The sequence below is a fragment of the Citrobacter sp. RHBSTW-00859 genome (genome assembly GCF_013729795.1).
GTDB classification, from domain to species: domain Bacteria; phylum Pseudomonadota; class Gammaproteobacteria; order Enterobacterales; family Enterobacteriaceae; genus Citrobacter; species Citrobacter braakii.
Genome location: NZ_CP056284.1, coordinates 2,731,037 through 2,751,198 on the forward strand (window position 1 = coordinate 2,731,037; position 20,162 = coordinate 2,751,198).

The window sequence follows — 20,162 nt, forward strand, 5'->3', positions numbered from 1 at the left end:
TGTTTAGTTATCCTGCCCCATATTCAGCTTGTTAGCGTAGGCAATGGCGTCGTTTTCCGGTGCCGCAGAGCGACCAAACGGTCGGGTCAGGAACATATAGATAAGCCCGGAGCCAACGACAATCGCCAGGCCGAACAGTACCGTCCAACGGTCGATGAAATCGCTGCTGTCTGCCGGTTGCGCCAACAACCAGATCCCACACAATCCATAGGCTAGCGCCAGCACGTTCACAATCACGCCCCAACCGCCAATGGTCCACTCCCCGGCCGGTTTCCAGCCTTTCAGGCGCTGGCGCAGTGCGGCAAGCACAACCATCTGGAACGAGATATAAATACCGATGACGGCAAACGCGGTAATACGCGACAGATTGTCTGGCTGGAAATAGACCCAAACGCAGATGATGACTGGCAGCAGACAGCTAACAACCATCGCATTATCCGGAACACCATTTTTAGAGATCTTTGACATCCACTCACTTCCCGGCAGCATTCTGTCGCGGGAGAAAGAAAAGATAAGACGGCTTAACGCAGCCTGCAGAGACAAAATGCACGACAGCATCGCCACAATCGCGACGATGATAAAGATAGTTGCACCAGTTTCACCAAGAGCTTCATTAAGGATGGCCGGAATCGGGTCAGACGTTTTGCCATTCACGATACTGACCAGATTTGGTGAAGCCAGGAGGTATCCCATGACGGAAATAATCGCCGAAATCGCACCAAATACGATGCTCAAAATCATCGCAACCGGGATCTTTTTACTTGGATTCTGTACCTCTTCCGCAACGTTACCGCAGGCCTCAAAGCCAAAGAACATAAACAGCCCCATCAGCGCGGCAGACATAAATGCGGTGGAATAGCTGCCGTCATGCGCCAGCACGCCCATCGAATCAAAAATTACGGAGAATGGCTGCGAACGGTGGAATATCAGCAGATAAATTCCCAGCGCAATCACGCTAACGATTTCACACCAGAAGCCAATTTTTGCGACCCGGGCCAGATTTTTAGTCCCGGACATATTAACAGCCATCATCAAAAGCAGCAGCAGGACGGAAGTCGCCAACATAGTGGCTGGCGTCTGACCATAGTGGAAGAGCGACTCAACAAATGTTGAAGTATATTCCGCGATTGACGTAATGGTGACCACCAGTGCCCACAGGTAAATCCAGGCAGCGATCCACGCATATTTCTTGCCCCATAACCTTCTGGCCCACGGATAAAGCCCGCCGGTTATCGGATACTGGGAAGCCACCTCACCAAACACCAACGCCACCAAAAGTTGTCCACATGCGACGATTAAAATCCACCAGACTGCGGGCGGCCCCGCCAGCGTTACGGCCAGTGCAAACAGCGAATAGACGGCGGTAAGCGGCGAAAGGTAAGTAAAACCCAACGCAAAATTTGAAATAAGACCGATCGAGCGATTGAACTGTTCTTTGCCATCTTTTTGAAAATTATCGTTTTTCTTATCAGGTGTCTGTTCCATATAGCTTTCTCTTTTGTGGAATAGTCGCAGGGTTGAACAATTAATGTATAAAAGATATTAAGTTATATGTATAGTAATTTTGTCGCTAATTTGTTAAAAATGATCGCGCATCACGTTAATGAAAAAGTGGAAGTAGAACAGTCGAGGGCACAAGTATTTTTCGGTATTTCCGCTTCACGGTTCTTTAGCAATTGCGAATTGTTGGTCAACTGGCGGGTAAACAGGCACCCCGAATTGAGTTCAACGCTAAGTAGCAAGAATCGCTGCTGTTAAGCAACATTTTTGCAATATAATAATGTGATGTTAAACGCTGAACCTGAGCAGGTGAATGATGGAAATTGATCTCGATAATCTGGTCTTTGATGGACTGGAAGAAGCGCAAGAGCGTAATGCTGAACGTCTGGAAGATGCAGACAAGAAAGCGCAGGACATTATTGCTGATAATGACTGCGGCGACGCCTGTAAAATCTGATTTCCAAACCGGCGCAATGCCGGTTTTTTTACCGCCAGACTATGCCCCTCCTCTTATCTACATTTCCCATTGCGTTTACCCATTGTTAACACCGCTTTCACTAATAACATTTTGTAAATAGATAAGAATTTTTTCTTATTTTGTCCTGAACGTAAGTTATGGGAGCGTAAAAAGCACAAACCAAAAACGACAGGGATTTACATCATGATGGCAACGAAAACTTACCGCGCTAAAAAAACACTGCTGGCACTCGGCGTGCTGCTGGCCACCGGCATTGCCGCCTCGCAGGCTCAGGCTGACCAACTGGCCGATATCAAAGCCGCAGGTGTAGTAAAAGTTGCGACATTCGACGCGAATCCGCCGTTTGGCTCCATCGATGCCAAAACGCATAAGATTGTCGGCTATGACGTTGATTTTGCTGAAGCGCTGGCAAAATCCCTCGGCGTAAAACTGGAACTGGTGGCGACTAATCCGGCAAACCGCATTCCATTATTACAATCCGGTAAAGCCGATTTAATCGTGGCGGATATCACGATTACGCCTGAGCGGGCGCAGGTCATTGACTTCTCCGTCCCCTATTTTGTTACCGGGCAGCAGTTCCTGGTACCGGCCAAATCCCCGGACCAGCTCGATGCATACAGCAAAGCGCGAATCGGTGCGGTGAAAGGCACTACCGGTGAGCAGGCGCTACATCAGCGCTTCCCGCAGTCACGTGTGCTGGCCTACGACGATATTCCACTGGCGTTAACCGCGCTACGCAATGGCAATGTTCAGGCCATCACCCAAGACAGTACGATTCTGGCCGGTCTATTAAGCGGTGCGCCGGATAAAGCAGATTTCAAAATTCTGCCTGACCTGTTGAGCAAAGAAGAGATTGGCGTGGGAGTGAAAAAAGGTGAGCCAGCGCTGTTAAAAGCCGTCAATGATGAGCTTTTGAGGCTGGAATCTACCGGGCAGGCGGCAAAAATTTATGATGTCTGGTTTGGCCCTGAAACCAAAAATCCGCAACCCCGCGCCTTTAAAATAGAAGCGAAGTAATATGCTCTCAGCCCTGTTTCATCGTTGTGCAGTTTCCGCGGCGGATTTTAACCATTTGCGCCAGGCAAGCGTCGAACTGCGCAATGTCATCAAACAGTTTGACACTCACACCGTACTTAACGGCGTCAGCCTGTCAGTTGAACCCGGTGAAGTGGTAACTATTCTGGGCCCTTCTGGCTCGGGAAAATCCACGCTTATACGCCTTATCAATCAGCTTGAGTCGCTCAGCGGTGGCGAGATTTTCATTGATGACAAACCAATTAGTCAGTTGCGCGGGGCAGCATTACGCCAGTTACGCAGCCGTATCGGTTTCGTTTTTCAGCAATTCAATCTCTATTCGCATCTGACAGCGCATCAGAACATCTCGCTGGCACTGGAATATGTTCACGGCTGGAACAAGTCGGCAGCCGCGCGTCGGGCACTCGAATTGCTGGATCAGGTGGGACTGGCAGAAAAAGCGAGCGTTTATGCCGCACAGTTGTCCGGTGGGCAGCAACAGCGCGTGGCCATCGCCCGCGCGCTGGCCTCATCGCCACAAATCCTTCTGTTTGATGAACCCACCTCCGCGCTGGATCCGGAAATGATCGGCGAAGTATTACAGGTGATGAAAAACCTGGCCCACAGCGGTATCACCATGATCGTCGTGACCCATGAAATGCATTTTGCCCGTGAGATTGCCGATCGCGTGGTATTCATCGATGGCGGAGAAATTCTTGAAGTGGCCGCGCCGGAGGATTTTTTCACCCGGCCACAGCACCCGAGAACCCAGCGTTTCCTGAAAAAAGTGCTCGACCCGTTACACCAGGAGTCATCGCTATAATGCTTGCAATGGACTGGCAGGGAGTGCTGAGCGGGCAACCTCTGCAATGGATAATTTCCGGTTTTCTCACCACGCTCTGGGTGACACTGGCAGGTATCGTACTCGCCACGCTCATTGCCATCTTCCTACTCGGCTTGCGTCTGACGGGCAATCGCTTCAACAAAGCGGTGGTCAGTGTATGGGTTTCGGTGTTTCGCAACACGCCTTTACTGGTGCAACTGATGTTCTGGTATTTTGCCGCATGGAACTGGCTGCCCCGCAACGTCATTACCTTCATCAATGCAGAGCATCCCTGGTCTATTCTGCCAGGCGATGTCTGGTGGTTAACACCAGAGTTTATCTGTTCAGCATGGGGGCTGGGCGTATTTACCTCGGCATTTTTGGTCGAGGAGATCGCCTCTGGTTTACAGGCGGTTTCTGCCGGACAACGTGAGGCTGCCGTGGCGCAGGGTTTTTCATCCTGGGCGACGTTTCGTCACATTCTGCTCCCTCAGGGACTGGCGAACGCCTGGCAACCCATTGTTGGGCAATACCTTAACCTGATGAAACTTTCCTCGCTTGCCAGTGGTATTGGATTTGCTGAGCTAACCTACCAGGTGCGGCAAATTGAGAGCTACAACGCGCACGCGCTGGAAGCCTTTGCTGTTGGCACTGCGCTCTATCTGTTCACCGGCATCGTTCTGGGTATGCTGCTTACGCGTCTTGGCCCACGGCCGGCATCGGGTAAATCGTCCAGGGTTAAAACGCGTATCTTCAGCGTCAGGAGCATACTGCATGATCGCTAATATTTCGGTCATTACCGACAATCTTGATTATCTCCTGTGGGGACGGGTGGCGGATGGACAACCCGGCGGCGTTCTGCTCACGTTGTTGATGGCTCTCGGCGCGGCGCTGCTGGCCTTGCCTGGTGGGATAGTTCTTGCCTGCTGCGCCTGGCGTTTTCCGGGCACGGTTCGCAACGGGTTGTTTATCTGGGCGGAGTTTATTCGCGGCATTCCGCTAATCTTTGTGATTTTCTGGATGTGGTATTTGCTACCCATGCTGACCGGAAGCGATCTCCCCGGAGCCGTTACCGTGACGCTGGCGCTGGCATGGTTCACCGCTGCCTCGGTCATGCACTCAGTGTATGCAGGAATTAGCGCGCTGCCTGGCGGGCAATATGATGCTGCCGTGGTTCAGGGTTTTCGCCCGTATCAGGCCCTGTGGCTTATCTTATTGCCGCAGGTGCTGCGTAACGTACTGCCATCGCTGACGGGGATTTTTATTGGATTACTGAAGGACACGTCGTTGGCGTTTATCGTTAACGTGCCGGAACTCACAACGGTTGCGGGTCAGGTTAACAGCCGGGTACAAATCTATCCGGCAGCCATTTTTATTTTTACGGGACTGGTCTATTACCTGCTGTGCCTGAGCCTGGAGAAAATCACCCAACGCCGCTTCGCGTTAAAATGAGATCACGGCTCAACATTCCACAAACTGGTGGTCTTCGTTGAGCCGATATTTCACGCCCGCCCGAATGTTATTTTCCCCCTCAACGGCAAGCGCAAAACGCATTCTCTCGCCATCGTGATAGGCCAGCGCCGCGCAGCCGCCGGGGCCGAGTATTATCGAATCGACAACACCGGTACTGGCAACAACGGCGTTCTCTCCGCTGGCAATAATGTGGATGTTGTCGGCGCAGTTGGCGATTTTAGACTCTGCGCCAAAACAGGCCAACTGAGTTAAATCACCACCGCAGGCAATCCGGTTTCTGTCGCCGAGCGAACTGATGCGTACGCGCATGCCGGTACTGGCGATACGCGTCCCGTCACCCACGCTACTGATACGTGCCGAATTTCCCGCAACCGCAATTCGCCCGCGATCGCCTGAACTGCCGATATGCGCGTTATAGCCTACGCTACCAATACGTGCGCTGTAACCTGCGCTGGCGATCTGTGCGGCATACCCGGCGCTGGTGATTTTAACGTTATCGCCTGCACAACTGAATCGGGCGTTATCTTCCGCACTCGCCAGCGGACGGCTGATTTCCCCCGCCGTTTGCACACGGGAAATATTCCCCATCGCGCGAATATCCTGCTGGGCAAAACTCGCCTCTTCCCGCCATTTTGACCAGCCGTATTCCACCAGGCTATTTGCCCAGTCTGTATACCCTTCCCGCTGGAGCGCACGATGGACATCAGCATAGCTTCCGCCAGTTGGAAACGCGCGTAGAAACCAGCGATACATTACGGGCCCAACGCGCCAGGCCCGTAAGTCACTTCGCGTAATCATCATCGCTTAATGCCGGTGATAGCCATCCACCATACACTTGAAGGTTTCGCCCGGCGTACGACCTGTCGTGCAGAGATAAAGATGCCCAAAAATGAAAAACAGACTGATTATTGCCAGCGCGAAGTGCGCCTGGAGCAACCAGTAACGCACGCCGGGGAACAGGTCACCGACAACCGTCGGATAGAGCGATAACAACCCTGAGATCAGCAGCAGTGGCAGTAAGCCATACATCACGCCAACATAGGCCGCCTGCTGTAGCGGGTTGAATTTAGAACGCTTTGATGCCGGGAATGGGTGTGACTCGCCCTGCATAATGCCAAACAGGTAAAAACGCGTTTGTCTTTGCGCTCGTCCGATCCAGCCCTGACGTTGAATAATATAGTGATGCCCGTTGCCGCCAATCAGATTGATCAGGACAAAGCCAATCCAGCAGGCGAGCAACAAAAAGCCGCAGACCTCATGCACGGTAAGCAGGCTTTTCATCACCGACGCACTGACGACGGAGAAGTGATTGACCAGGCCACTGACCAGAAGTAGCAGAAATAGCAGCGCATTCGACCAGTGCCACAAACGAACGGCCTTCGAGTATAAATAGACTTTCTCACCGTGCCCTGCCGACGCTTTATGCGCGGCCCGAAAGCGCAGCATGGCGTGTAGCGCCAGCACCAGCCACATCCCCACCAGCATTAACCCGGCGATGACCAACCACACAGGCCAGTAGTCCGGTGAAAACAGGGGAACAAACTGCGCAAGCTGGGCGTGAAACTGTTCGGCATTCTGCGACGCGTTCATACATTTTCCTTTTTAATCAAATGTTGACCGAACCGACGATACAGATGGGGTTTCCCGGCGCCTGCAAGTTGATGCTCGTAATACTTATTTTCTCTCAACCAGGTCTGTATTTCCGGGCTATCTTCGCGACCAAAAATCAGCGCATGTTCCGGGCAGGCATTAACACAGATCGGCGGGAAACCTTTCGCCAGACGTGATTCAGCGCAGAAGTCGCATTTATCCGCCACTTTGGTCTGCGGGTTGAGATAACGCACCTGATAAGGACACGCGCCAATACAGTAACTGCAGCCGATACAGGAAGACGTGTCTACCCGCACAATGCCGTTGTCATCTCGCCATGAGGCGCCAGTCGGACACACCTCAATACAGGGGGCATCATCACAGTGCTGGCAGGACTGACGGAAGTAGTGATACAGCGTTTCGTTGTCGTTGTCCGAAACCGGAATATGAGCTATAGACAAACGGCTACCCTGCGCAGGAACATGGTTGGTTTTCCTGCATGCGCGGGCGCAGATATTACATCCGTTACACAGTGATTCATCGTGAATCATGACGTAATGTACGTCTTTAGAACTCCTGGTACTCGCTAACAGATTTTGACCTGGGCCAGTGAAAAAAATCACCGTCCCCATGCCAATGACAAATTTTCGTCGGGTGAAGGACATCGGGTTATCCTCTAATACTGTGACAGTGGTCGTCCACACGTTCCATGACATCAACCTGAATAATTCAGGGGTTCTGATACTGCTCAACCTCAAGCCATTCGCACAGGCCGTACGCTTTGCCATAACTCATAAAACGTTCGCTGAACAAATAAGGCTCCGCATTTGACGATTCCACAGTCCGTATATCTGCATAATCAGGATGCGTTTCCATAGCCGTGAGCGCAGCGGCAATCTGTTGAGACTCAAAGCGATACGGCGGTTGCGTCAACATGGCGACCTTATAAGGGCGAGGATACGTTCGACAGTCGAAGCGTACCGCCTCGGCAATCGCACGGCAGATGTCGTTTTCCACCACCTGCACACACATGTCGGCGTAATTTGCCGTCATGGTTTGCGTCGAATAGAAATATGCTTCTTCCGCACCCTGCACACAGGTGATATCCGCACCATTCGCGTCCTGGCCCAGCACATCCAGCAGCGCGGAAAGATCGGTTTCAGGAACCGAATAAGGCGGCAGCAAAAAGACACTGCGCGCCACCAGTTGCCCCGATGCTGAATGCTGGCGGATAAAATCTGCCACAATCGACTCCGGGCTGGCAGGTTCATGAACCTGGGGCGCATTCATCTGTTCTACAGGCGGGTGAAACGCCTGCAGCCACTGTCTCTTTCGGCTATCCACTTCGTCAGGAAACGCCTCAACGGGGGTCAGAACGTCGCTCACGTTAGTCATCTCGCATTCCTTACGCCGGCAACAGATCTTGTGCAGCCAAATCAGCGGCTACATCTTCAAGTCCGAGTCGGTTCAGGGTTTCACGCGTTGGGCAACCCAGCTCTGGATCCCAGCCCATTTCCTGATAGAACATCGTCAGCGACTGACGCATATCTTCCCGGTCCATCTTGTCGGTCCCTTCAGTGAAGACCGGGATCTTCGGATCTTTATCAAACACCCAGGAGCAGATGAGATCGTGCTCATTGCGCATATCTTTGGTTTGCATCAATTTGACCGTATAGGCACGGTGCAGGGTAAAGATGCGTTCAGCGGCCAGGTCCAGACTCTCCTGCGTGGTTTCATCGCCGGTGACCGCCTGGAAGAATTTTGCTTCCAGATCCAAATCTCCGCGATAGTTACGGCTCTTGAGTGGTGAAACCGTCATCGGCCACACCCAGTTGCACAGCGTAACCGCGTTATGCAGGCAGACTTTCAGCAGCGTCCATTTGGCATATTTGATCTTGGCGGCATTGATCGGGGTGTAGTTTTTGGTTTCGTCGTATGCATCCTGCGAACCAAATAGCTCGCCCGCCACTTCGCGCTGTAATTTCAGCGGTAAACCGGAACCGATGAAGTTGATATGGGTGTGCGCCATACAGTCACGGTTAAACATACAGTTGGTGATCGCCCCCACCTGTGCAGAGGCCTCGTTTGCATGGTGGACAGGAAAACCAAACGGCGACCACAGTTTATTTTTGGCATAACCCCAGTACTCTTCGCCCAAATCCCAGCGTTCAGCAATGGCATACGATCCGTCCGCAAGATGGCTGAGTTCCCCCACGCGATGCGCCAACCGGTAGTAAAAATCCTTAATAAAATGAGGATCGCCCGCTTCCAGCTGATCCCAGCGGATCTCCGCATACTCTTCAGCTGGCAGTACGCGCTTAAAGACGCCTTTCGAATAGCAGTAAGTAAAATCACGATGCAACTGCCCGTAGTTACACCAGATGCCATAATCGTCAAACAGGTTCAGACCAATCAGATTTCCCACCACGCGCCCATCGTCTTTATCGTCGAAATCTTTCGGGCCATTGGGGAAAATGGTGGTGTGGACAAAGTTTGCCACGCAGGTGTTACCGCCGGTACTTGGCACGCCAAAATCTTTCACCCGCGGGACATTGAGCTGCGACATACAGCGAATGGGGCATGAATGGCAGCCGCTCATTTTGACCGTGTATTTCTCAGCGGCTGGCCCCAGATCGAACACGGATTTATAGGTACGGAAACCCACGGTATTCTGGTTACCCGGCGGGATTTCCCCGGTTTCGATTGGTCCCCCTTCTGCCGCGCCCCAGAACAGTCCCTTACGGGCCGTCCAGCGCGAGTTTGGCGAAGAGTATTCTGCCCAGGCCTGCGGGGTGCTTGGCACAACGTGGTTGTTGTTGGCACCGATGAGCTCGGTCATCATGTAATCATTGAGCCGCTTCATCTCTTTACGATCGGCAATATTGACCCCTTTGGTCCCTTCTACCGCAATAGCCTTCAGGTTTTTCGACCCCATTACCGCGCCAGTACCGGCGCCTCCGCTGTGGTTGCGACTGTTGATCATGCAGGAGAGCGGCACCAGATTTTCACCCGCCTGACCAATAGCGGCGACGCAGGTTTCCGGGCTGGTAATGCGGCAAATCTCTTCGGTTGTGGCGCGCGTTCCCTTACCCCACAGGAAATCGGCTTTTTCGATGCTGACCTTTTCGTCTTTAATGTTGATCCAGACAGGCGTCGCGGACTTGCCTTCGATAATAATGGCGTCGTAACCGGCGAATTTCATTTGCGCAGCAAAGAAGCCGCCCATATGAGCATCCACCACTAAATTGCCTTTGGTAAAAGTCGATAAGGAGGTGATATTGACGCGGGAGCTACAAGGGGCACCAGAGCCAGTTAATGGCCCGGTGGCGAAAACCAGTTTATTCCCTTCATCGAAAGGCATGGTGCCTGGCGGGACTTCGTCGTACATAATTTTATAACCAAAGCCCATCCCGCCGACAAATTTTTTAAATTTACTGGAATCTTCAAGGGTGATATTCCCCGTGGTGAGATTGACCCGTAAAATATTACCTGTCCAACCATTAGCCATCATGTTTTCCTTTGCAAGAAGGTTTAATAGATATACCCGCCATCCTTCAGGCAGTTTTTTTGCAAAACTGCGATATTTTTGGCAATTAATGACGCGTATCAGGTATGCCTGCTATCTATCAAACAGTAATATCTTTCCACTCGATAATTTTTAATGCCCCAGTCGGACAAGCATTGGCGCACTCCCCACATAACACACATTTTGAGGATTTTTTTGTTTCGGTATTCACGGTCGCCATCATCCACGGGCAGGCGGTGGTACAAGCGCTGCAGCCAATACAACGTTTATGATCCACCGCAATACAGCCGTCTTCCTGTTTCCAGGTAATAGCGCCAATGGGGCAGACCTTCATGCATTGCGGATCTTTGCACTGACGGCAGGTATCAGCGGTATAGTTTAAATCGCCATAAAGTCCGCCACCGGACCCGACGCCATCATCGCCAAAGAAGAAGTTGCGATGGATTTTTATACGGGAAAAGAAAGTCCCCACGGCACCATCGTTATAATTGGTACAGGAAATTTCACAGCGGTGGCAGCCAGTACAGCGCGCTCGCTGGGTCACCAGCACCCCTTTCGGCGTATTGATAAGCCCCACGGTACCGCTGTCGATATCTTCCTGCTTACAGCCAAATAGTGATAACAGTGCAGGGGCGATGGTTAATCCCGCCAAACCTTTTCCTGATATCCGCAGAAATTCAAGCCGCGTTAAACCACAATCTAAAAATGGACGATCAACCTGATTCATTTATTTCGCATCCTCTTCGCAAACGCTGTGTTAGCAACACCTCCAGGCTAAATTAAACCCGTGCAACTCAAGCCATTTCGGGCGGTTAATGTTGCCAACAACACGTAAATTTTTGCCCTAACCTGATCGCGTAAAATGACGGTGGTTAAACTGAATGAATCTAATCCTTTAGGGTTAGGCATAAAGATAATGTGGTTATTCAGCGCTCATAGTTTTGATCGTCATCAATTAAAAAACGGAAGGGAAATAATAAATGTGGAGTGAGATTTATTATCATTAAGATAAGTTGAAATAATATTTCACATGCTTTGCAAATATTTGTGACTCTACTCGCATATATATTTTAATATCTCACTCGGAATATAACTTAATATACAGCGAAGATTACTCCTCTAATTTCAGCACTAAATTATATATATTGATAAATTAACGTGACGAGAATAAAAGGACGGCGAACGAGACCACCATCCTCTTTTTGTGGATTAACCGGCTAATGCTTTAATGACGGTCTCAATAGCCTGTTTTTCTAACTCGCTGCGCTTCACGCGCTGGTTGGCGAGGGTGGTTCTCAGTACTCCCGCAATGACGATATGCTTAGGCTCTTGTCCCAGATCGCGCATTTCCAGCACTACTTTACCGACTACTCTGCACATTTCACGGTACAACTCATCGTCTTTGGTCTGATTTCCCATTTTTTCCCGCTCGTCATTAACTCAAACCAACAGCATATATCAGTCTGACGGATTAGACAAAATTCAATGAAAATCAAATAAATGTCATAAATTTACTGAATCCTCTGCAGTCGATTAACCAGTTCAGCAAGACTCCCCGCCTGCATTTTTTCCATCACCCGCGCCCGATGAACCTCAACCGTGCGCACGGCAATATTCATGGCATCAGCAATTTCCCGATTCATTAACCCTTTTGCTACCAGTTGCGCCAGCTCTCGCTCCTTTGGCGTAAGCTGCTGATAGCAAACCACGATCTCTTGTCGCGAAAAGGCGGCGTGAGAAATCTGCACTGCATGCTCTAACGCCGCTTGCAGAGGCGCGGCGGAAACCGGCTTTTGCAAAAAATCGACCGCACCGCGTTTCATTTGTTCAACCGCCATCGGCACATCGCCATGCCCGGTGAGAAATACCACCGCCAGCGTACTCTCACGCTGGCGCATGGCTTCATGCACAGCATGCCCATCCAGTACAGGCATACGCATATCCAGCAAAAGTACGCCCACCTGGTGCAGATTTGCCTCGGTGAGGAATGTTTCGCCTTGCTCCCAGCAACACACCTCATATCCCAGACTTTCCAGTAAAAACGCGCAAGCCTGGGTGACGGCAATATCGTCATCCAGCAGATGAATGATTGCCACGACGGCCTCCCTCCGGATTTTGCTTAAAATGTAATGTCACCACCACGCCCGCTTTTTCATCTGGAGCCAGATGATTTTTGATCTCAATGTCTCCGTTTGCGTAGCGCACCAGCCGCTGGCAAATGGCTAGCCCCAGCCCCATGCCCTCTTTACGGGTGGTCATAAACGGCTGAAAAGCCTGGTACAGCTGCACCTCATCAATACCTCCGGCGTTATCCTGCACCTGAATACTCACATCACCATCCTCACGCTGAGCGCTAAACCACACGGTGGTTGCCCCCGCCTGGGCGGCGTTGAGAACCACATTAGCCAGTACCTGTTCGAAGAGAACACTTGGCAACGTTAATGTTAACGCCTTACCGATCTGCGTTTGCAGCGCTACCGCCGGGAATTGCTGTGGCATGCGTAATAATTGCCAGACGTGATGGATAGCATCGTGAACGTTGACGACCTGCCAGTCATCGGTCATCACCGGATTGCCCTGTGCCTGGCTGACCCACTGGCGAAGATTGTGCAGCGTATCAGCCCCCCGCTGCGCCTGGGTATCAATGTGCTCCAGCGCGGGCAGCAGCGGATGCTGTTGATCCTGACTACGCAGGCGGATCAGACAGCCCTGCGCATAATGACGGATAGCCGATAGCGGCTGATTGAGCTCGTGGGCAAAACCCGACGTCATCTCGCCAAGCACGCTCATTTGGCGAGCGGTTTCCAGCTCCTGTTCCTGTTTGCGCAACAATACGTTGTTTCGCTCCAATTGCCTGCCGCGTCGGCGGACCAGCAGCATCACCCAGATGTAATTGAGCGTCAGCAACAACAGTACGAGAGCCGCGGCCCCCATCGCCAGCCGATGTTGAATAAACCAGCTTTTGACATCCAGCCACAACTGGCGCTGCTGCGGATGCTGGCGGACATCGCGCAGCAACGCTTCCACTTCGCGGGTCGAGGCGGGCGCCCCCCAGCGAAACGTCGCGTTCTGCGGCGCATTGAACAGAGCCCGCGTGACGCGATCGGCCAGCTCGTCGCTTACCGCAGGCAGTGCCGCAAATGACCAGTCAGGATAGAGCGGCGTACTGGTTAAACAGGGAATCGACGTAGGATGGTTAAGCACCGCCGTAAAATCTGTTTTACGAATAAGCCCTTCTTCGTCCATTTTTTCCAACAGGCACACCGGCACAATCACCGCCTGCACGGCTTTTTCGCGTAATAAATAGAGTAAGGCATCGGCGGGAAATCCGGTAAACGTCAGGCGCAAATCGCGCTCCGGGCGCAGCCCGGCATCGCTGAGCGCTTTATATCCCAGCAAATAGCCGCCAAATGCCTGAGCATCAATGGCACCCACCGTTTTGCCGATCAGATCGTGTGCGGAGGTTATCCCGCTATCGCGCCTGACGAGGATCGCGCTGCCAATCACATTACTGGTGGCTTTCCCCCCGCGAGTAGAACGGAGTGACGCCAGCCAGCGTAGCGCAGCGCGGCTGTTTAGTTGAACAAATTGCGCCGGATTAGTGACCACAAATTGTACCGTTCCACGATTCACCGCCTCCTGCATCTGCCGCAGGTCCAGCGGTTGAATATGAAACTGTTCGCCGGGAATTTGCTGATTCAACAGGGTTTCCAGCGGCTGCCAGTGATTACGTGTGGAGACCTCCCCACGCATCGCCAAAACGCCAATGTTCCATGTCTGAGCCCTGACCACACCGCTTAGCATCCATAGCGACACCAGCACCGTCAGACATTTTGCTACGTTGCGTCCCACTCAATTATCCCTGTCAATTATGTTGTTTTAGATCAACAACAAGCCGGGTATGTGGTTAACCACAATAGAGTACCCCCCGTCACGATTTTTACACTGTAAATCATCAAGATTCTTTATTCATCACACGCAAACCAACGGCGTGACCAATGTTTCGTTGTTGCATCGTGACGGGAGAAAATATGGACAGCAGTAAACGGCAGTTTCTCCAGCAACTGGGCGTCCTGACCGCTGGCGCATCACTGGTACCCTTGGCTCAGGCGCAATTTCCCTTCTCGCCTGAACGCCATGAAGGCTCACTTCAGCATCGCTACGCCATGCTGGTTGACCTGCGACGCTGTATCGGCTGCCAGGCCTGTACTGTCAGTTGCGCCATTGAAAACCAGACGCCGCAGGGTGAATTTCGCACCCTCGTTAACCAGTACCAGGTGCAGATTGAAGGTCAGCAGAGCGTCACCAACGTCCTGCTGCCGCGGCTGTGCAACCATTGTGATAATCCTCCCTGCGTGCCCGTTTGCCCGGTACAGGCTACCTTCCAACGCGAAGACGGCATTGTGGTGGTCGACAACACGCGCTGCGTGGGCTGCGCCTACTGCGTGCAGGCCTGCCCTTATGATGCGCGGTTCATCAACCATGAAACACAAACCGCCGATAAATGTACCTTTTGCGTTCACCGCCTCGAAGCTGGCCTGCTCCCAGCCTGCGTGGAATCCTGCGTCGGCGGCGCGCGCATCATAGGCGATATCAAAGATCCGCACAGCCGGATTTCTCAAATGCTGCGTGAACACCATGACGCCATCAAAGTCCTGAAACCGGAAAACGGGACATCACCGCACGTGTTCTATCTGGGTCTGGACGAAGCGTTTGTAACCCCGTTGATGGGACGTGCTCAACCCGCTCTCTGGCAGGAGGTTTAAATGAACCATTCACTGGTTATTGAAGAGGTTCTGGCCCATCCCCAGGACGTAAGCTGGTTACCCTGGGCCGTACAATATTTCTTTTTCATCGGCATTGCCGCCTGCGCCGCGCTGTTCGCCTGCGTGCTTCACTGGCGTAAACAAGAGATGCCGGAACTGGAAAACCTGACGCTGTTAATCGCCCTGACCTGCGCGATTACCGCGCCGCTGGCGCTGACCGCTGACTTACACCAAACCGCCCGCGTCTGGCATTTCTACGCCTGGCCGACGCCGTGGTCCTGGATGCCCTGGGGCGCGCTGTTTTTACCGCTATTTACCGGCTTCTTAGGTCTGTGGTTTCTGGCGCAGCATGTTAAACGGTTAACGCTTAAAAGTTACAGCGTCACTAAGTGGCTGGCGATAGGTAGCGCCTTGTCAGCCATCGGGTTGCTGGTATACACCGGCCGCGAAGTGTCGGTAGTGCAGGCGCGTCCCGTCTGGTTCAGCTACGCCTTTCCGGTTGCGATGTTCCTCAGCGCGCTGCAAACGTTTCTCGCCCTGCTCATCGCCGCGGCAAAACGCGAGGGAACATTGGCCCGCAAACTGGCGTGGGGGCAGACAGTCACCCTGATAGTACTGGCTTTAGTCGTAGTGATATGGGTGAGCGGCAATACGCTTTCCGGTTCGGCTATTCGCCAATGGCTGAACGTTGCCCCGTTAGCACGACACTACGCTATCGGTTGGGTTACGCTATGGCTTGTTTCGCTTGTCCTGTGCGGGCTGGTGCTCCGTAACCCCTTATCGCTGCCGCTGCGCATATTACTTGCATTTAGCGCGATGGCGCTGTGCTGGCTGATGCGCTGGACGTTACTTATCCAGGTGCAGACCATCCCGAAATTTAACGCGCTGTTTAATCCTTATACCCTGCCCGGTGGTACCGATGGCTGGCTGGCCATTGTGGGCACCTTCGGCCTGTGGATAGCACTGATCATTATTGTTCGTGAAGCCCTGAACGCGATCGCAAGGAGAATGCAACATGGCTAATTTAACCCGTCGTCAGTGGCTTAAAGTAGGCCTTGCCGTAGGTGGCATGGTGACTTTTGGCCTGAGTTATCGGGATGTGGCAAAGCGCGCGATAGACGGTTTGCTGGACGGCTCCTCGGGCAAAATTACCCGAGACCGCATCTTTGGTAACGCCCTCATCCCCGAAGCCAATGCCCAGCCGCGCTGGCAGCAGAACCCGCAGCAGGTTATCTCCATGACGCAGTGCTTCGGCTGCTGGACGCAGTGTGGCGTGCGGGTGCGCGTTGACAGCGAACAAGGCAAGGTGTTGCGCATTGCGGGCAACCCCTATCACCCATTGTCTCACGAGCACCATATTGACGCCTCCGTCCCCTTTGCCACCGCAATGGAACAACTGGCGGGCGAAACGGGTCTTGACGCTCGTTCCACGGCCTGCGCCCGTGGCGCAACCTTACTTGAAGGTTTATACAGCCCGTTACGCATTCTCCAGCCCATGAAACGTGTCGGCAAACGCGGTGAGGGAAAATGGCAGAGCATCAGCTTTGAACAGCTGATCAAAGAGGTGGTGGAAGGCGGCGACTTGTTTGGTGAAGGCCACGTTGACGGCTTGCGGGCAATCCATGACACCAACACACCGCTTGATGCCAGGCATCCCGGCTTTGGCCCTAAATCCAATCAACTGCTGGTCACCAATACCAGCGATGAAGGACGTGATTCATTTTTGCGCCGCTTTGCATTAAATAGTTTTGGCAGTAAAAACTTCGGCGCTCATGGCGCTTACTGTGGTCTGGCATACCGTGCCGGTTCCGGTGCGTTAATGGGCGATCTGGATAAAAATACCCACGTGAAGCCCGACTGGGACAACGTCAAATTCGCGCTATTTATGGGAACGTCTCCGGCGCAATCCGGTAACCCGTTTAAGCGCCAGGCTCGCCAACTGGCCAGCGCCCGTTTACGCGACGACTTCCGTTATGTGGTGGTGGCACCGGCCCTGCCATTGACCACGGTGCAGGCTGACAATCGCGGCCACTGGCAGCCTGTACGTCCGGGAAGTGACTCCGCACTGGCGATGGGGATGATCCGTTGGATTATCGAAAAACAGCGTTATAACGCCGATTATCTCACCATTCCCGGCGTACAGGCCATGCAGCAGGCCGGAGAAAAAAGTTGGACTAACGCCACGCATCTGGTGATTACCGATGAGCTTCCAACCCTTGCCGGACAGCATTTAACCCTCGCGCACTTGAGTGCAAACGCCGCCCAGGAGCCGGTGGTCATTAACGAGGCCGGCGAAATTGTCGCCGCCAGCAGTTGCCCACGCGCGCAGTTGTTCGTCACCCGCCAGGTCACGCTGGCAGACGGTCAGACGGTGACGGTAAAAAGCAGCTTCCAGTGTCTGAAAGAGTCCGCCGGGAAACTAACGCTGACGCAGTACAGCCAGCAATGCGGTGTGTCTGAAGCTGACATTGGCGCCCTGGCCGACGCGTTTACCCGCCATGGCCGCCAGGCAGCGGTGATTACGCACGGTGGAATGATGGCAGGCAATGGATTTTATAACGCCTGGTCGGTGATGATGCTCAATGCGCTGATTGGCAATCTCAGTCTTGAAGGCGGCGTATTTGTCGGCGGCGGCAAGTTCAATGGCGCCACCGACGGTCCGCGCTACAACATGGACAGCTTCGCCGGGAAGGTAAAACCAAAAGGATTAAGCATCGCGCGCAGTAAAACTGCTTATGAGTCTTCCGAAGAGTATCGCAATAAGGTGGCGGCCGGACAACCGCCCTTCCCGGCCAAAGCCCCGTGGTATCCGTTTGTCGCAGGCCAGCTTACCGAACTCCTCGTCTCGGCGTTGGAAGGCTACCCTTATCCGCTGAAAGCCTGGATCTCCAACATGACCAACCCGTTCTACGGCATCGCAGGGTTGCGCGGCGTGGCGGAAGAAAAGCTCAAGGATCCTGCGCGTCTGCCGCTGTTTATCGCTATTGACGCCTTTATGAACGAAACCACGGCGCTGGCCGATTACATCGTGCCGGATACGCACAACTTCGAAAGTTGGGGATTCAGCGCCCCGTGGGCCGGCGTTGCCAGTAAAGCCACCACCGCGCGTTGGCCGGTAGTGACAGCGGCAACCAGCAGTACCGCTGATGGTCAACCCGCCTCGATGGAATCTTTCTGTATCGCAGTGGCAAAACGCATCGGGCTACCCGGATTTGGTGACAATGCGATTACCGATCCGCAGGGCAATCACTATCCGTTGAATCGTGCGGAAGATTACTACCTGCGACTCGCCGCCAATATTGCGTTTATGGGCAAAGCGCCGGTCGCTGAAGCGCAACCGGAAGACATAGCGCTGACTGGGGTACAGCGGATCGTGCCAGTGATGACCCAAACGCTGAAAGCCGATGAAATCAGCCGGGTGGCGTTTATCTACTCCCGCGGCGGGCGTTTTGCGCCAGACAACAGCGGGCGGGTTGAGAATCGGATAGGCAATGCGTGGGAAAAACCGCTACAAATCTGGAATGCGGACGTCGCCGCGCACCGCCATGCAATTACCGGCGAGCGCTACAGCGGCTGCCCGGCCTGGTATCCTTCACGCCTGTCAGATGGGCGTGCGGTCGAGGAGTTGTTCCCGGAACAAGAGTGGCCGCTGAAACTGATTTCTTTTAAATCCAATACCATGTCCAGCGCCACGGCGGTGATCCCACGTCTGCATCATCTGAAGCCGGTTAATCTGGTGGCGCTTAATCCGCAGGATGGTCAACGATATGGTTTAGCGCACGGCGATATGGTGCGTATCACCACGCCTGGCGGTCAGGCGCAGGCGCAGATAAGCCTGCTTAATGGCGTGATGCCGGGCGTGATCGCCATTGAACACGGTTATGGGCATAAAGAAATGGGCGCGGCGCAGCATACGCTCGACGGCAAGCCGATGGCGTTTGACGCACAAATAAGGTCGGGGATTAATCTCAACGATTTGGGCTTTGCGGATCCTACCCGGCAGGTAGCCAATACCTGGCTTGACTGGGTGTCAGGTGCAGCGGTGCGCCAGGGTTTACCAGCGAGGATTGAGCGAGTGAAACTCTAGCGCCGGATGGCCACACCAACGCGTTTTATCCGGCCTACAGAACGTCGTAGGCCGGATAAGGCAATGCCAGCGGATCAGTTATTTACCGGGATCACCGCACCTTTATATTTGGTGCGGATCCAGTCCTGGATCTCTTTTGAGTGCAGGACATCAACCAGCGCCACGATATCTTTTTTCTTCTCGTCGCCACGATGCACGGTAATGATGTTGGCATACGGGTTGTTTTCACCACTTTCGACAGCGATAGGATCTTTCACCGGATCCAGCCCGGCGTCGATGGCGTAGTTGGCGTTAATCACCACCGCATCGCCTTCGTCGTTGTTATACATCTGCGGTAACAGCGCGGCTTCCACGTTAGGCAGGAACTTCAGTTTTTTGGGGTTCTCGACGATATCGCTAATGCGCGCGGTGACTTTATCCACGCCCGGCTTCAGCTTGATTACGCCCTCTTTTTCGAAAATCGACAGAATACGGCCTTCCTCAGATACCGCATCGCGCATGATGACCTTGCCGCCTTCCGGCAGATCTTTAAGCGATTTCACTTTTTTCGAATAGATCCCAATTGGCTCGATGTGAATCGCTCCGGCGCTGACGAAATCGTAGGTTTTATCGCCCGCATGATCTTTAATCACGCTGTTCAGGTACGGAATATGCTGGAAGTAGTTAGCGTCAATCTCACGGCCAGCCAGCGCGGTGTTGGGCAGAATGTAATCCTGGAACGGTTTAATCTCTAAATCGATCCCCTGCTTCGCCAGAATAGGCTTAGCCTGCTCAAGGATCTCCGCGTGCGGCACGTTAGAGGCGCCAACGGTCAGAGTATCTGCCCAGGAGGCAAAGCTCAGGGCGCTTAAGGTTGCTGCGGCGAGTAACGTCAGTGATTTTTTCATGATAATGGTTTCCGTATT

At 53.1% G+C, this 20,162-nt stretch carries 19 protein-coding genes; 8 read left to right on the forward strand and 11 right to left on the reverse strand.

The window, feature by feature from the left end; all coding sequences use genetic code 11:
• Positions 1-3: 3 nt before the first annotated feature.
• Positions 4-1,485, reverse strand: a complete 1,482-nt coding sequence (locus HV302_RS13655) for an APC family permease (protein WP_016152931.1) — start codon at positions 1,483-1,485, stop codon at positions 4-6.
• Positions 1,486-1,816: 331 nt separating this feature from the next.
• On the opposite strand from HV302_RS13655, the gene HV302_RS13660 reads away from it, so the two are divergent.
• The 5 genes from HV302_RS13660 to HV302_RS13680 all read left to right on the forward strand — a co-directional run bounded on the left by HV302_RS13660 (position 1,817) and on the right by HV302_RS13680 (position 5,267).
• Positions 1,817-1,957, forward strand: a complete 141-nt coding sequence (locus HV302_RS13660) for a hypothetical protein (protein ID WP_016152930.1) — start codon at positions 1,817-1,819, stop codon at positions 1,955-1,957.
• 204 nt (positions 1,958-2,161) lie between these two features.
• The gene (locus tag HV302_RS13665; RefSeq protein WP_016156383.1) at positions 2,162-2,995 is read left to right on the forward strand and encodes an ABC transporter substrate-binding protein; all 834 of its coding nucleotides are present in this window, start codon (positions 2,162-2,164) and stop codon (positions 2,993-2,995) included.
• A 1-nt stretch (position 2,996) separates the two neighbouring features.
• On the forward strand, positions 2,997-3,815 hold the full coding sequence (locus HV302_RS13670; RefSeq protein ID WP_181625964.1) for an amino acid ABC transporter ATP-binding protein: 819 nt from the start codon (positions 2,997-2,999) through the stop codon (positions 3,813-3,815).
• The gene (locus tag HV302_RS13675) at positions 3,815-4,600 is read left to right on the forward strand and encodes an amino acid ABC transporter permease (protein ID WP_137352089.1); all 786 of its coding nucleotides are present in this window, start codon (positions 3,815-3,817) and stop codon (positions 4,598-4,600) included. Before HV302_RS13670 ends, HV302_RS13675 begins: the two co-directional genes overlap by 1 nt.
• Positions 4,590-5,267, forward strand: a complete 678-nt coding sequence (locus HV302_RS13680; RefSeq protein ID WP_019076692.1) for an amino acid ABC transporter permease — start codon at positions 4,590-4,592, stop codon at positions 5,265-5,267. Before HV302_RS13675 ends, HV302_RS13680 begins: the two co-directional genes overlap by 11 nt.
• A 9-nt stretch (positions 5,268-5,276) precedes the next feature.
• Here the strand turns inward: HV302_RS13680 and ydhT are convergent, their stop codons facing one another.
• From ydhT to ttrS, 9 genes are all read right to left on the reverse strand, one after another.
• The gene (gene ydhT / locus HV302_RS13685; RefSeq protein WP_016152925.1) at positions 5,277-6,089 is read right to left on the reverse strand and encodes a protein YdhT; all 813 of its coding nucleotides are present in this window, start codon (positions 6,087-6,089) and stop codon (positions 5,277-5,279) included.
• A gap of 3 nt (positions 6,090-6,092) precedes the next feature.
• Positions 6,093-6,878 carry a thiosulfate reductase cytochrome B subunit gene (phsC, locus tag HV302_RS13690; RefSeq protein WP_049040486.1) on the reverse strand — a complete coding sequence of 262 codons (786 nt, stop codon included), beginning with the start codon at positions 6,876-6,878 and terminating at the stop codon, positions 6,093-6,095.
• Positions 6,875-7,543 (reverse strand): 4Fe-4S dicluster domain-containing protein, encoded by a 669-nt coding sequence (locus HV302_RS13695; protein WP_016152923.1) that lies wholly within the window; start codon positions 7,541-7,543, stop codon positions 6,875-6,877. Before HV302_RS13695 ends, phsC begins: the two co-directional genes overlap by 4 nt.
• A gap of 64 nt (positions 7,544-7,607) precedes the next feature.
• Positions 7,608-8,273, reverse strand: a complete 666-nt coding sequence (locus HV302_RS13700; RefSeq protein WP_151222723.1) for a YdhW family putative oxidoreductase system protein — start codon at positions 8,271-8,273, stop codon at positions 7,608-7,610.
• A 10-nt stretch (positions 8,274-8,283) separates the two neighbouring features.
• Positions 8,284-10,386: an aldehyde ferredoxin oxidoreductase gene (locus HV302_RS13705; RefSeq protein ID WP_046274686.1), complete on the reverse strand. Its 2,103-nt coding sequence runs from the start codon at positions 10,384-10,386 to the stop codon at positions 8,284-8,286.
• 118 nt (positions 10,387-10,504) lie between these two features.
• On the reverse strand, positions 10,505-11,131 hold the full coding sequence (locus HV302_RS13710) for a ferredoxin-like protein (RefSeq protein WP_016152920.1): 627 nt from the start codon (positions 11,129-11,131) through the stop codon (positions 10,505-10,507).
• A gap of 482 nt (positions 11,132-11,613) precedes the next feature.
• Positions 11,614-11,823, reverse strand: a complete 210-nt coding sequence (fumD, locus tag HV302_RS13715) for a fumarate hydratase FumD (protein WP_003029345.1) — start codon at positions 11,821-11,823, stop codon at positions 11,614-11,616.
• A gap of 92 nt (positions 11,824-11,915) precedes the next feature.
• A complete protein-coding gene (ttrR, locus tag HV302_RS13720; RefSeq protein ID WP_016156376.1) occupies positions 11,916-12,500 on the reverse strand; it encodes a tetrathionate respiration response regulator TtrR in 585 nt (194 codons plus the stop codon).
• Positions 12,475-14,208, reverse strand: coding sequence for a tetrathionate respiration histidine kinase TtrS (gene ttrS / locus HV302_RS13725; protein ID WP_326928776.1), 1,734 nt, complete (start codon positions 14,206-14,208; stop codon positions 12,475-12,477). Before ttrS ends, ttrR begins: the two co-directional genes overlap by 26 nt.
• A gap of 227 nt (positions 14,209-14,435) precedes the next feature.
• Here ttrS and ttrB point away from each other — a divergent pair, with 227 nt between their 5' ends.
• The 3 genes from ttrB to ttrA are packed head-to-tail and all read left to right on the forward strand — an operon-like array spanning position 14,436 to position 19,257.
• Complete coding sequence (gene ttrB / locus HV302_RS13730) at positions 14,436-15,170, forward strand: tetrathionate reductase subunit TtrB (RefSeq protein ID WP_019076686.1); 735 nt, start codon at positions 14,436-14,438, stop codon at positions 15,168-15,170.
• Positions 15,171-16,193, forward strand: coding sequence for a tetrathionate reductase subunit TtrC (gene ttrC / locus HV302_RS13735; protein WP_181625966.1), 1,023 nt, complete (start codon positions 15,171-15,173; stop codon positions 16,191-16,193).
• Positions 16,186-19,257 carry a tetrathionate reductase subunit TtrA gene (gene ttrA / locus HV302_RS13740; protein WP_181625967.1) on the forward strand — a complete coding sequence of 1,024 codons (3,072 nt, stop codon included), beginning with the start codon at positions 16,186-16,188 and terminating at the stop codon, positions 19,255-19,257. Before ttrC ends, ttrA begins: the two co-directional genes overlap by 8 nt.
• A 74-nt stretch (positions 19,258-19,331) precedes the next feature.
• Here ttrA and HV302_RS13745 read toward each other — a convergent pair whose 3' ends face one another.
• A complete protein-coding gene (locus HV302_RS13745; RefSeq protein ID WP_003029358.1) occupies positions 19,332-20,144 on the reverse strand; it encodes a MetQ/NlpA family ABC transporter substrate-binding protein in 813 nt (270 codons plus the stop codon).
• Between the last annotated feature and the right edge of the window lie 18 nt (positions 20,145-20,162).

What these genes read in the sequence shown, in the direction of transcription:
- HV302_RS13655 (WP_016152931.1), bottom strand. Translation starts at nt 1,485, where the DNA reads ATGGAACAGACACCTGATAAGAAAAACGATAATTTTCAAAAAGATGGC.
- HV302_RS13660 (WP_016152930.1), top strand. Translation starts at nt 1,817, where the DNA reads ATGGAAATTGATCTCGATAATCTGGTCTTTGATGGACTGGAAGAAGCG.
- HV302_RS13665 (WP_016156383.1), top strand. Translation starts at nt 2,162, where the DNA reads ATGATGGCAACGAAAACTTACCGCGCTAAAAAAACACTGCTGGCACTC.
- HV302_RS13670 (WP_181625964.1), top strand. Translation starts at nt 2,997, where the DNA reads ATGCTCTCAGCCCTGTTTCATCGTTGTGCAGTTTCCGCGGCGGATTTT.
- HV302_RS13675 (WP_137352089.1), top strand. Translation starts at nt 3,815, where the DNA reads ATGCTTGCAATGGACTGGCAGGGAGTGCTGAGCGGGCAACCTCTGCAA.
- HV302_RS13680 (WP_019076692.1), top strand. Translation starts at nt 4,590, where the DNA reads ATGATCGCTAATATTTCGGTCATTACCGACAATCTTGATTATCTCCTG.
- ydhT (WP_016152925.1), bottom strand. Translation starts at nt 6,089, where the DNA reads ATGATGATTACGCGAAGTGACTTACGGGCCTGGCGCGTTGGGCCCGTA.
- phsC (WP_049040486.1), bottom strand. Translation starts at nt 6,878, where the DNA reads ATGAACGCGTCGCAGAATGCCGAACAGTTTCACGCCCAGCTTGCGCAG.
- HV302_RS13695 (WP_016152923.1), bottom strand. Translation starts at nt 7,543, where the DNA reads ATGTCCTTCACCCGACGAAAATTTGTCATTGGCATGGGGACGGTGATT.
- HV302_RS13700 (WP_151222723.1), bottom strand. Translation starts at nt 8,273, where the DNA reads ATGACTAACGTGAGCGACGTTCTGACCCCCGTTGAGGCGTTTCCTGAC.
- HV302_RS13705 (WP_046274686.1), bottom strand. Translation starts at nt 10,386, where the DNA reads ATGGCTAATGGTTGGACAGGTAATATTTTACGGGTCAATCTCACCACG.
- HV302_RS13710 (WP_016152920.1), bottom strand. Translation starts at nt 11,131, where the DNA reads ATGAATCAGGTTGATCGTCCATTTTTAGATTGTGGTTTAACGCGGCTT.
- fumD (WP_003029345.1), bottom strand. Translation starts at nt 11,823, where the DNA reads ATGGGAAATCAGACCAAAGACGATGAGTTGTACCGTGAAATGTGCAGA.
- ttrS (WP_326928776.1), bottom strand. Translation starts at nt 14,208, where the DNA reads ATGCTAAGCGGTGTGGTCAGGGCTCAGACATGGAACATTGGCGTTTTG.
- ttrB (WP_019076686.1), top strand. Translation starts at nt 14,436, where the DNA reads ATGGACAGCAGTAAACGGCAGTTTCTCCAGCAACTGGGCGTCCTGACC.
- ttrC (WP_181625966.1), top strand. Translation starts at nt 15,171, where the DNA reads ATGAACCATTCACTGGTTATTGAAGAGGTTCTGGCCCATCCCCAGGAC.
- ttrA (WP_181625967.1), top strand. Translation starts at nt 16,186, where the DNA reads ATGGCTAATTTAACCCGTCGTCAGTGGCTTAAAGTAGGCCTTGCCGTA.
- HV302_RS13745 (WP_003029358.1), bottom strand. Translation starts at nt 20,144, where the DNA reads ATGAAAAAATCACTGACGTTACTCGCCGCAGCAACCTTAAGCGCCCTG.